The following is a 9707-nucleotide window of genomic DNA, read 5'->3' as shown; positions in this document are numbered from 1 at the left end:
CCGGACGGGCCCATGATCGCGGTGAACTCCGCCTGGCGGAACTCGACCGACACCTGGTCCAGCGCGACCACCTGGGTCTCGCCCTGTCCGTAGACCTTGGTGAGATCCGTGGCGCGTGCGGCCACCGTGGTGCGGGTGGCGGTGGGAACGCCGGTGCGGGGGCTGGTCACGGGAGGGGACTCCTGTCGAACGTCGGGGCCGTCGGGGCCGGTGGAACGCGGCCCTTTCCATCGTGGGGGAGGCCCCGGTACGGCAACGTCAGCCCGTGAGCCGGTCCTGGGGGAGCCCTGCGGGGTATCCGAACGGCCCTTCGGTCATCCCTGGGTATGACGGCGACCCTGAGGCGAAGGGCGCGGGGAGGGCGCTCGCGGGGGCGCGCGCACGGCATCGAGTTTCCGTCAATCCGGACCCGGCCGGGAACAGGCGCCGGAACGGCGAGGGTGGGCCGCAGGCATGTGCCGAAGGCCCGTACCAACCGCTGATGACCCCTCAGTTGCCAATAAAATAAGACAACCTCGGGAAGACGGCCCCCTGTTCAGACGGTACTGCGGGCTAGGCTCGTGCTGCCCCCTTTGAGGTGGCATGGGGGATCCCAGGCCCGGATGGTGGAATGCAGACACGGCGAGCTTAAACCTCGCTGGCCTTCGGGCCGTGCCGGTTCAAGTCCGGCTCCGGGCACAGCACATGGCCGCCGGTGCCGCGGACCGGCCCGCCCGGCGCGCGGTCCCGGCCGGCTCCCGCCCCGGCCGTCGCGCTACGGCTGCTCCCGATCGTACGACCGGTGCGCGTCCCCGTCACCGGCCTTGACGTCATCGTCGTCACCGGTGTCCCGGCCGTCCCCGTCCGCGGGCCCGCCGCCGGGCGGCCAGGCCGGGCGGACCTCGGCCGGTACGGCGGCCAGCGCGTGGCCGACGGTGGGGAAGCAGGCCAACGCCTCCACGGCCCGGGTGACCAGGAGGACGTGCAGGACGCGGACGCCCAGGGAGGCGAGCAGCAGCCGCCCGTTCATCCGCCGGCACAGCCACTCCAGGGCGAGCAGGCAGTTCAGGCCGCGGGAGTCGCAGAACCGCAGCGCGGTCAGGTCCAGCACCAGGAACCGGTGCCCGGCCGCGATCACCGCCCCGGACTCGTCCAGGAACTGCCGCTCGGCGTGCACGTCCAGTTCCCCGGCCACCCGGAGCACCGCGCACTCCTGGGCGTCGACGACCGTGGTGATCGTCAAGCGCCGCTTGCCTTGGGACATCGCTCCTCCACGTGTGCGCCCGGACGGGCCGGACTCCCGGGGCGCATCCCCGCTACCGCCCAGTGTGCCGGGCGGGCCGTCCCGGCCCGCGGCGCCGGGTCCCCGGTACGGCGCGCGTGCCGCCCGGCCGCCGTCGGCGCCGGTCCGGGCGCCGGGCGGGGCCGCATTCGGCGCACCCCGAGAATGCGCGCGGCCCTGGATAGCGCAAGCATTTCCACGGGGGAAACGCTGGTGCTGCAAATGGTCGCACTTCGGACCCGAACAGATATATCACATGGCAGTGCGTGTTCGATCGGATGCGGCCGCGGTAGACATCCCGTGTCACATTTCTGCGCACGAGGAGAGAAAGCATGCGCAAGTTCATCGGTCGTACCGCCGGCTCGGTCGCCATCGCAGCCCTTGCCATCGTTCCGCTCTCGGGCATGGCCTCCGCAGCGTCCTGGGACGACGCGCCGCGCCACACCTCGGGCAGCAACTGCGCTGCCAAGTACGGCAAGTTCCACTGTGACCGCGTGCACAAGGAGCACAACGAGTACAACGACAACAAGGCGTACACGTACAACGACAACGACACGTACAAGTTCAAGTACAAGAAGAACGTCACCAAGGTCGGCCTGGCGATCGGCAACGTCGAGCAGTGAACCGGCCCCGGCGGGACGGGCGGCACCGCGTGCCGCCGGTCCGCTGAGACCTCGAAAGGCCCCGCGGCGCGCGGGGCCTTTCTCTGTGCGGTGCTCTGTGTGCGGCCGAATTATGACAGCCGGTCCGGGAAATGGCGCGGCGGGTGCCGCGGTGGCGGTTTCGTTCATTTACACGAGGACGGGCACCCGCGACCGGTGCCCGGACTTTCGCATGCCCGGCGCTCCGGCCGGTCGCGCGGCAGTGCGGTGATATGTGTCTACGGTTTCGTGGCATTCGGGTGAACCGGCGAAACTGAACTTGCGGACGCGAGTTGTCCAGGACGCTCCGGAAACGGACACTCCGCTTCGAGAAGGGTGAATCGTGATCAAGAAGTTCCTGGCCACCACGGCCGTAGCTGCGTCCATCGTCGGTGTCTCGGCCATGGCGGCTCCGCAGGCCATGGCGGTCGGCGACGGACGCGGCACATCGACCGCCAACGGCAACGGCGCGGGGCAGGCGTTTGGCAACTCCGAAACCGAGGGCGACATGTCCCCGCAGCTGAGCCTGATCCAGGGCACGCTCAACAAGCCCTGCCTCGGCATCCCGATCCAGAACGTGCAGAACATCGTGGCCCTGATCAACATCGGCATCCAGGACATCCTGTCCTCCGACCAGAACCAGCAGTGTGTCGAGAACTCGACCGAGTCGCAGGGCGACCAGGCGCTGTCGCACATCATCGACAAGCTTCCGCTGCTGTCCGAGAACGGCGTCAACAACAGCTGAGCCGGACTGTCGTAAAAGGCCCGGGACGTCGGTTCTCTCCTCCTGATCGACTCGGGCCTTTGCGCTTGACGAAAAGCGCGCAGTTCCGATCTCTGGTCTTCTATCCTGGCCCGCGCTGAACCATCTGGGCGATTCCTCGTGAAAATCGACTTCTCGGGAGTTTCGTCAGCGCGGACGAATCGTTACGAATATTGGTGGCGGTGTTACGGGCAATCCTGAGGACGCCCGTGCGGCACGAAGGACGTGACCGTTTCAGACTCCGCTGCGGAAAGGGCTGAAAGTGAAGTACGCGAAGGTTGCCGCAGTCGCTGCTGGAACGCTCATGGCGGTCGGGGCCGCCACCCCGGCGTTCGCCGACGCGGGTACCTCGGGCGCCGCGCAGAACTCCCCCGGCGTTCTCTCCGGCAACGTCCTGCAGGTTCCGATCCACATCCCGATCAACCTCTGCGGGAACTCGATCGACATCATCGGGCTGCTGAACCCGGCGTTCGGCAACACCTGCGTCAACGACTGACGTATCGCGTCGGACGGGTAGCAGAGGATGGAGCGAAAGGCCCCGGCGCGCCAGCCAAGCGTGCCGGGGCCGGTCGCGTTCGAGGGGGCCGGGAAGCGGCGAAACGGTTGGGTTTCTCTTTCGGGCCGAAATCGTTGAAAACCAGAAGGGCGGTGGTCCGGGCAATGCCGGAAAGGTCGCGCGGCACATTGGGCTGCGATCGCCGAAAGCACCGCTCAGGAAAGGACAGCGGAAAGTGAAGTACGCGAAGACTGCCGCGTTTTTGGCCGGTTCCGCCATGGCCCTGGGAGCGGCGTCCCCTGTTTTCGCCGGGACCCCGCCCAAGGGGCCGAGTTTCAGCATCAACGGTGGGATTGCGGAAGCTCTGAAGAACAAGCAGCTCGACGGCCGGCAGCTCGACCCGGTGGTCAGGACGGTCGAGGAGACTTCCAGCGACCTCCAGGATTCCCCCGCCACGCGGAAGCTGGTGCGCGCCGTCGGGGATGTCGCCCAGAAGACGCCGGGGCTCAAGGGCGTCGAGGTGGCCAAGGCGTCCGGGCGGTAGCCCGTCCCTCGATCTGCTGCCGGTCGCGGCCGAATTCCCGGGGCGTCACGGTCCGTAAAAGACGGCCGCTGTGCCGGTCGGCGGCACAGCTGTTCCCCTCAGTTGTGCACCACATCATTTGAGTGATGGAGCAAAACCAAGCTCGGCGCACCGAGTTGTTCACACTGCCCCGGGTAAAGAGCATCCCGAAACGCGAAGGATCACACATGATCAAGAAGGCGCTGGCAACAGTAGCCACGGCTGCTTCTGTCGTAGGTATCGCGGCCGCCGCCGCCCCAGAGGCATCGGCGGTCGGCGACGCCCGCAAAATCGGCACCTATAACGGCAACGGTGCGGCCCAGGTGTACGGCAACATGTCCACGATGGGGAACATGAGCCCGCAGTTCGCGCTCATCCAGGGTTCGTTCAACAAGCCCTGTATCGCGCTGCCGGTCCAGGACGTGCAGAACCTGGTGGCCCTGGTCAATATCGGTCTACAGGACATCCTGTCCTCGGACCAGACCCAGACGTGTGTCGAGAACTCGTCCCAGGTCCAGGGCGACGGTCCGCTGTCGCACCTCATCGACAAGCTCCCGGTCCTCTCCGTCAACGGCACCAACAACGAGTGACGGACACCGTCGCCGCGTGAACGGTGCGAGGGCCCGCAATGCCGCCGGCCGGCAGCGCGGGCCCTTTTCCTGTGCCGCCGCCGGTGGCCGCACCGCGATCAGCCGGTCTCGTCGTCCGGCTTCTCCAGCAACGCACGGCGCAGACTCATCAGGGCCTCGAAATCGGCGACCCGGGCAAAGCGGCCGAGCAGGGTGTCGACGCCGGCGTCGTCGCCGCGGCGCACCGCGTCGACGATTTCCTTCTGCACGCGTGTCGCGTCCCTCCGGGCTGCCATACGGAAATCTTTGTCCTTTCGCTGTCCGGCGGGCCGGGGAATCGTCCCCGCCCGGTGCCGCCGAAAGCCACACGGAAGAGTGGGACACCGGCCCGGGAACTGGAATGTCGATCTGTTCGGGTGATGATGCGCAACTTTCCCGGCCGTGGCGGGTTGTTGCTTACAGGGCTCCCTTCGTCATGGGAGTTCATTTCCTGAAGGGGTTTCGAGATGAACAAGATGATGGCGGGCGTGGCGGTTGCCGCGTCTCTGGTCGGTATCTCCGCGGCGGCTGCTCCGCAGGCCATGGCGGTGGGCGACGGCCGTGACACGGGGACGGCCAACGGCAACCACTCGGCCCAGTCGTTCGGCAACAACCGCACCGAGGGCGACATGAGCCCGAGCGCCACGCTCATCGGCAACTCGCTGAACAAGCTCTGCATCGGTATCCCGATCCAGAACGTGCAGAACATCGTGGCGCTGATCAACATCGGTGTGCAGGACATCCTGTCCTCGGACCAGAACCAGCAGTGTGTCGAGAACTCGACCGAGAGCCAGCAGGACCAGCACCTGTCGCACCTCATCGACAAGCTGCCGCTGCTCTCCCAGAACGGCACCAACAACGAGTGACCGTCACCGGCGGCCGGCCACCCGGCCGCCGAAATCCGTTGAGGGACCGCACGCCGCCCGCGTACGGTCCCTCGACGGCGTCCGGGCACCTTCCCGGCCTCCCGTACGTCCTACAGGCGAAAGATCCACCGGCGCGCATCGTTCCCGGGCAGGATTGACCACCGGCGGTAGGGGTGAAGATCCTGCTGAAGAACTAGAACGCGCTTTTGCCAAGCCATTACCCTTGTGGGAAGGCCGCGCACGGCGGCCATGGAGGAGTGAGATGAGGAGCAGCAACCCGGTCTTCTCGCGACGGGGGTTCAGCCGCGACAACAACGGCTACGCCGGCTTCGACGCGCCGCCGCAGGCCGGGGGCCCCGCAGCGAACCCCTACGCCGGAACGAACCCGTACGCCCAGCCCGGCAACCCCTACGCCCAGGACGCCGCACAGGCCACCCAGGCGCCGTCCTACGCGCCGCAGACCGGCCGGATGACCATGGACGACGTCGTGCTGCGCACCGGCATGACGCTCGGCACGGTCATCGCGGGTGCGGCCGTCGGCTGGATCTTCCTGACCAAGAGCCTCGGCTTCGCCGTCGGCGCCGGTCTGATCGCGATGGTGCTGGGCTTCGTCCAGTCCTTCAAGCGCAAGCCGTCGCCGGCCCTGATCCTGACGTACGCGGCCTTCGAGGGCATTTTCCTCGGAGCGCTCAGCGGCGCGATCAACGACATCCCGAAGCTCAGCGGCGCGCCGATGCAGGCGGTGATGGGCACCATGGCGGTCTTCGTCGCCATGCTCGTCGCCTACAAGACCCGCATCGTGCGGGTCACCGCGCGCTTCACGCGCTATCTGCTCATCGCGATGCTCGGCTTCGTGCTGTTGTCGATGGTCAACATGCTGTTCATGGTCTTCGGCGGCGGTGACGGCCTCGGCTTCCGCAGCGGCGGCCTGGGCATCCTGTTCGGCGTCGTCGGCGTGGTGCTCGGCGCGCTGTGCCTGGCCCTGGACTTCAAGCAGGTCGAGGACGGCATCGCGTACGGCGCTCCGCGCGAGGAGTCCTGGCTGGCCGCGTTCGGCCTGACGGTGACCCTGGTGTGGATCTACACCGAGCTGCTGCGGCTGATCTCGATCCTGCGGGACTGACGCGGCGCCGCCGGGCTTCCGTGCCCGGCGGCCGGCGCACGGACCTGACGAAGGGCCCGCGGGGAACTCCCCGCGGGCCCTTCGGCGTTCCGGGCGGGCACGGCTACAGCTTGCGCGCTGCGCGCCTGAGGTCGTATTCGTGGACGATCGCCTTGGCGTGCCCGTAGGCGAGGTTGTGCTCGCCCCGGAGCCAGCTGACCTTCTCCTCGAAGCGGAAGAGAGCGGGGCCTTCGTCTACCGTGCGAAGCCAGTCGGAGACTTCGCGACCGGTGCAGTGGGGGATACGGGAGAGCAGGTTCCGGTGGGTCTCTTCGGAGAAGAGTTGAGACATCGGCGCCTCCGGACGCGTTCGATGCTGGTCCTTCAGCCCACCGTGCCTGACCGTTCGGGTGTTGGCAACCACCCGGGAGTGGCGCATAAGCTCGGGCTGTGCTTGACGTGACGCCTTTGCAGACCGCTGTGGACGCCCTCGCCGACCGCCTGCGGGCGCTGCCGCAGAGCACTCTGGCGCGCGGTGCGGCGGCCGAAGCGCTGGCCCTCGCCCGCGAGTTGGCGAACCGGGCGCAGCGCCTGGAAAGCCCCCGGCGGGAACCGTACGAGCTCCCGGACGCGGGCATGTTCGCGGTCGGCGACCAAGTGGCGGTGGCCGGACACGACTTGGTGGAGGCGGTGCGCGCCGCGGGCGACGAGCGGGCGCTCACGTCGGCGGTGGAACTGGTGCGGGAGGCCGCGGTGCGCTGCTGAGGCGCCCGGGGAACGGCCGCTTCCGGCCGGATATCCGGCGGGACACGAAGGATTCCCGTCGGGACGCGAGGGCCCCGCGGGCGCGTGACGGCTCTCAGAGGGACGCGATGACGCGGTCCGCGAGGATGTAGACGCTGTCGGTGGTGGCGGGGCCCCAGGAGAAGGTCAGGGCGAAGGCGCCGGAGACACCGGAGCCGCCCAGCAGGACCGGGACGCTGCCCTCGCTCAGGGCCGTGGCGACGCGCTCGGCGGTCTCCCGGTGGCCGGGCGTCATGCAGATCGTGGTGCCGTCGGCGAAGACGTACACGTCGAGGGTGCCCAGCGGGCCGGGGCGGACGTCCGCGAGCGGGGTGCGGTCGCGGGCCAGCTCCTCCAGGCGGTTGACGGTGCGCTCGTGGTCGCCGATGGCGGGGGACGGGGTGAAGTCCGGGTGCGAGGGGTGGCGCCGGCGCGCGGCGGCCAGCTCGGCGGACTCGGCCTCCTCGACCGTCTCGCTCTCCAGCGCGTCCACCGGTTCCAGGGCGCCCGGGACGTCCGCGGCGTGCAGCGCGTCGGGGCCGAGCAGCGGCTCCAGACCGGCCAGGTCCGCCTGCCGGGGCAGGAAGAACGGGTCGTCCAGCCGCTCGTGCGGGTCGAGGTGGTCGGTGCCGCCGTCCAGCGGGCCCAGCAGGGACGGGGCGTCGGCGGCGTCCCGGGCCTCCTGGGCGGCCCAGAAGGCGCGGGCCTCGGCCAGTTCGCGCTCCCGCTCCTCGGCGAGCGCGTCGGCGACGGCGGCCCGTATGTCGGCAAGCGCGTGCTCGGCGGCCGGGGCGGGGCGGGCGGCGGGGATGCTCGCGGCGGCGGCCTGCGCCCGGGCCTCGGCACGGGTCTCGGCGTGCGCGGCGAGCAGTTCGGCGCGCAGCCCGGCGACCTGGCGGCGCAGCGCGTGGGCGGTGTGCAGGGCAGCCGCTCCCAGGGCCACGGCGACGGCCGCGGCCAGCAGCAGGGCAAGAGTGATGGCGCTCACTGACGTACTCCCATTAGCAGAATGTCCCCCGACTTCCTACATCAGGCTGCCGGTCGTCGGCGACCGGTCCCAGTGGCGGAGGGCCTGAGCAGAACGGGGATTTGGACCTGGTGCGTTCGAGTGACACCGCGCTGACCTGCGGGGACACCGCGCCTTGGGGGGTTTGGTCACAATCCATGGGGAGATTTGATCGCGATCTCGTCACCTGGTGAGCCAGGTCACCGACGGTCGCTCTGCGTGCGTCAGTTGGGACGCAGGGTGCGGGGGAGGCGTGTCCGGGTGGCGGGTGCGGCGTACGGGGCGGGACGGGCGCCGCGCACCGGGGCCGGCGCCCGTCGGCGTACGGGCATCCGCCCCGTACGCCGACGGTCTCGCGGGGTCAGCTCAGGCGCTCGATGACCATCGCCATGCCCTGGCCGCCGCCCACGCACATCGTCTCCAGGCCGAACTGCTTGTCGTGCCACCGGAGGGAGTTGATCAGCGTGGTGGTGATGCGGGCGCCGGTCATGCCGAAGGGGTGGCCGACGGCGATCGCGCCGCCGTTGACGTTCAGCCGGTCCAGGTCGATGCCGAGGTCCCGGTACGAGGGGATCACCTGGGCGGCGAACGCCTCGTTGATCTCCACCAGGTCGATGTCGGAGATGCCCAGGCCCGCGCGCTCGAGGGCCTGCTTGGACGCCTCGACCGGGCCGAGCCCCATGATCTCCGGCGACAGGCCGCTGACGCCGGTGGAGACGATCCGGGCGAGCGGGGTCAGGCCCAGCTCGCGGGCCTTGGTGTCGGACATGATGACGAGGGCGGCGGCGCCGTCGTTGAGCGGGCAGCAGTTGCCGGCCGTCACCAGGCCGTCGGGGCGGAAGACCGGCTTGAGGCCCTGGACGCCTTCGAGGGTGACGCCCGCGCGCGGGCCGTCGTCCTTGCTGACCACCGTGCCGTCCGGGGTGGTCACCGGTGTGATCTCGCGCTCCCAGAAGCCGTCCTTGATCGCCTGCTCGGCGAGGTTCTGGGACCGTACGCCGAACTCGTCCATGTCCTGGCGGGTGATGCCCTTGGCGCGGGCCAGGTTCTCGGCGGTCTGCCCCATCGCGATGTACGGGTCGGGCAGCAGGCCGTCCTCGCGCGGGTCGTGCCAGCCGGCGCCCTCCTGCTCGGCGCGGGCGGCGGTGCGCGCCTCCGCGTCGGCGAACAGCGGGTTGTGGGTCTCGGGCAGCCCGTCCGAGGTGCCCTTCACGGAGCGCGAGACGGTCTCGACACCGGCCGAGATGAACACATCGCCCTCGCCGGCCTTGATGGCGTGCAGCGCCATCCGGGTCGTCTGGAGGGAGGAGGAGCAGTAGCGGGTGACCGTGCAGCCGGGCAGGTGGTCCATGCCCATCTGCACGGCGACGATGCGGCCCAGGTTGTGGCCCTGCTCGCCGCCCGGCAGACCGCAGCCGAGCATCAGGTCGTCGATGTCCTTCGGGTCCAGCTCGGGGACCTTGGCGAGCGCCGCCTTGATGATCCCGGCGGTCAGGTCGTCCGGGCGCACGTCCTTCAGAGAGCCCTTGAAGGCGCGGCCGATCGGGGAACGGGCGGCGGACACGATCACGGCTTCGGGCATGACGGCTCCTGGGGAAGACGGGCGGACGGGCAGGACT

General features: G+C 69.5%; 13 protein-coding genes, 1 tRNA gene and 1 pseudogene. 9 read left to right on the top strand and 6 right to left on the bottom strand.

All coding sequences use genetic code 11. The features are described 5' to 3' along the window. Positions 1-155 (bottom strand): annotated as a pseudogene (locus ADK86_RS40045) (ABC transporter ATP-binding protein); the annotation flags it as partial. Between the two features lie 441 nt (positions 156-596). On the opposite strand from ADK86_RS40045, the gene ADK86_RS40040 reads away from it, so the two are divergent. Then, positions 597-678 (top strand) — tRNA-Leu (locus ADK86_RS40040). A 76-nt stretch (positions 679-754) separates the two neighbouring features. On the opposite strand, the gene ADK86_RS40035 is transcribed toward ADK86_RS40040, so the two are convergent. Further along, the gene (locus ADK86_RS40035; RefSeq protein ID WP_030595080.1) at positions 755-1243 is read right to left on the bottom strand and encodes an STAS domain-containing protein; all 489 of its coding nucleotides are present in this window, start codon (positions 1241-1243) and stop codon (positions 755-757) included. A 350-nt stretch (positions 1244-1593) separates the two neighbouring features. Between ADK86_RS40035 and ADK86_RS40030 the strand changes: the two genes are divergently transcribed. The 5 genes from ADK86_RS40030 to ADK86_RS40010 all read left to right on the top strand — a co-directional run bounded on the left by ADK86_RS40030 (position 1594) and on the right by ADK86_RS40010 (position 4313). After that, positions 1594-1884, top strand: a complete 291-nt coding sequence (locus ADK86_RS40030; protein WP_003984094.1) for a hypothetical protein — start codon at positions 1594-1596, stop codon at positions 1882-1884. A 361-nt stretch (positions 1885-2245) separates the two neighbouring features. After that, a complete protein-coding gene (locus ADK86_RS40025) occupies positions 2246-2647 on the top strand; it encodes a rodlin (protein ID WP_053701070.1) in 402 nt (133 codons plus the stop codon). A gap of 280 nt (positions 2648-2927) precedes the next feature. Next, complete coding sequence (locus ADK86_RS40020) at positions 2928-3161, top strand: chaplin (protein WP_030181264.1); 234 nt, start codon at positions 2928-2930, stop codon at positions 3159-3161. 235 nt (positions 3162-3396) lie between these two features. After that, positions 3397-3705: a hypothetical protein gene (locus tag ADK86_RS40015; RefSeq protein ID WP_053701069.1), complete on the top strand. Its 309-nt coding sequence runs from the start codon at positions 3397-3399 to the stop codon at positions 3703-3705. Between the two features lie 206 nt (positions 3706-3911). Then, positions 3912-4313 carry a rodlin gene (locus ADK86_RS40010; protein WP_053701068.1) on the top strand — a complete coding sequence of 134 codons (402 nt, stop codon included), beginning with the start codon at positions 3912-3914 and terminating at the stop codon, positions 4311-4313. A 98-nt stretch (positions 4314-4411) separates the two neighbouring features. Here ADK86_RS40010 and ADK86_RS43620 read toward each other — a convergent pair whose 3' ends face one another. Continuing rightward, positions 4412-4561, bottom strand: coding sequence for a hypothetical protein (locus tag ADK86_RS43620; protein WP_159057974.1), 150 nt, complete (start codon positions 4559-4561; stop codon positions 4412-4414). A gap of 237 nt (positions 4562-4798) precedes the next feature. On the opposite strand from ADK86_RS43620, the gene ADK86_RS40005 reads away from it, so the two are divergent. Together ADK86_RS40005 and ADK86_RS40000 are read left to right on the top strand one after the other, a co-directional pair. After that, a complete protein-coding gene (locus ADK86_RS40005) occupies positions 4799-5197 on the top strand; it encodes a rodlin (protein ID WP_053701067.1) in 399 nt (132 codons plus the stop codon). A 262-nt stretch (positions 5198-5459) separates the two neighbouring features. Then, on the top strand, positions 5460-6320 hold the full coding sequence (locus ADK86_RS40000) for a Bax inhibitor-1/YccA family membrane protein (RefSeq protein ID WP_030595062.1): 861 nt from the start codon (positions 5460-5462) through the stop codon (positions 6318-6320). A 103-nt stretch (positions 6321-6423) separates the two neighbouring features. Here the strand turns inward: ADK86_RS40000 and ADK86_RS39995 are convergent, their stop codons facing one another. Continuing rightward, a complete protein-coding gene (locus tag ADK86_RS39995; RefSeq protein WP_003984087.1) occupies positions 6424-6651 on the bottom strand; it encodes a DUF4287 domain-containing protein in 228 nt (75 codons plus the stop codon). Positions 6652-6749: 98 nt separating this feature from the next. Between ADK86_RS39995 and ADK86_RS39990 the strand changes: the two genes are divergently transcribed. Then, positions 6750-7064: a hypothetical protein gene (locus ADK86_RS39990; RefSeq protein WP_053701066.1), complete on the top strand. Its 315-nt coding sequence runs from the start codon at positions 6750-6752 to the stop codon at positions 7062-7064. A gap of 94 nt (positions 7065-7158) precedes the next feature. On the opposite strand, the gene ADK86_RS39985 is transcribed toward ADK86_RS39990, so the two are convergent. Both ADK86_RS39985 and ADK86_RS39980 read right to left on the bottom strand, forming a co-directional pair. Continuing rightward, positions 7159-8070, bottom strand: a complete 912-nt coding sequence (locus tag ADK86_RS39985) for a hypothetical protein (RefSeq protein WP_053701065.1) — start codon at positions 8068-8070, stop codon at positions 7159-7161. A gap of 379 nt (positions 8071-8449) precedes the next feature. Continuing rightward, the gene (locus ADK86_RS39980; protein ID WP_053701064.1) at positions 8450-9670 is read right to left on the bottom strand and encodes an acetyl-CoA C-acetyltransferase; all 1221 of its coding nucleotides are present in this window, start codon (positions 9668-9670) and stop codon (positions 8450-8452) included. Positions 9671-9707: the final 37 nt, after the last annotated feature.

The organism is Streptomyces sp. NRRL F-5755 (genome assembly GCF_001279365.1).
In the GTDB taxonomy this organism is placed as follows: Bacteria; Actinomycetota; Actinomycetes; order Streptomycetales; family Streptomycetaceae; genus Streptomyces; species Streptomyces rimosus.
Note: the sequence above shows the minus strand (reverse complement) of the source record. Positions and strands in the feature narration are given on the sequence as shown.

Excerpts from the sequence above, each read along its gene's own strand:
- ADK86_RS40035 (WP_030595080.1), bottom strand. The coding sequence starts at position 1,243 with ATGTCCCAAGGCAAGCGGCGCTTGACGATCACCACGGTCGTCGACGCC.
- ADK86_RS40030 (WP_003984094.1), top strand. The coding sequence starts at position 1,594 with ATGCGCAAGTTCATCGGTCGTACCGCCGGCTCGGTCGCCATCGCAGCC.
- ADK86_RS40010 (WP_053701068.1), top strand. The coding sequence starts at position 3,912 with ATGATCAAGAAGGCGCTGGCAACAGTAGCCACGGCTGCTTCTGTCGTA.
- ADK86_RS40005 (WP_053701067.1), top strand. The coding sequence starts at position 4,799 with ATGAACAAGATGATGGCGGGCGTGGCGGTTGCCGCGTCTCTGGTCGGT.
- ADK86_RS40000 (WP_030595062.1), top strand. The coding sequence starts at position 5,460 with ATGAGGAGCAGCAACCCGGTCTTCTCGCGACGGGGGTTCAGCCGCGAC.
- ADK86_RS39995 (WP_003984087.1), bottom strand. The coding sequence starts at position 6,651 with ATGTCTCAACTCTTCTCCGAAGAGACCCACCGGAACCTGCTCTCCCGT.
- ADK86_RS39980 (WP_053701064.1), bottom strand. The coding sequence starts at position 9,670 with ATGCCCGAAGCCGTGATCGTGTCCGCCGCCCGTTCCCCGATCGGCCGC.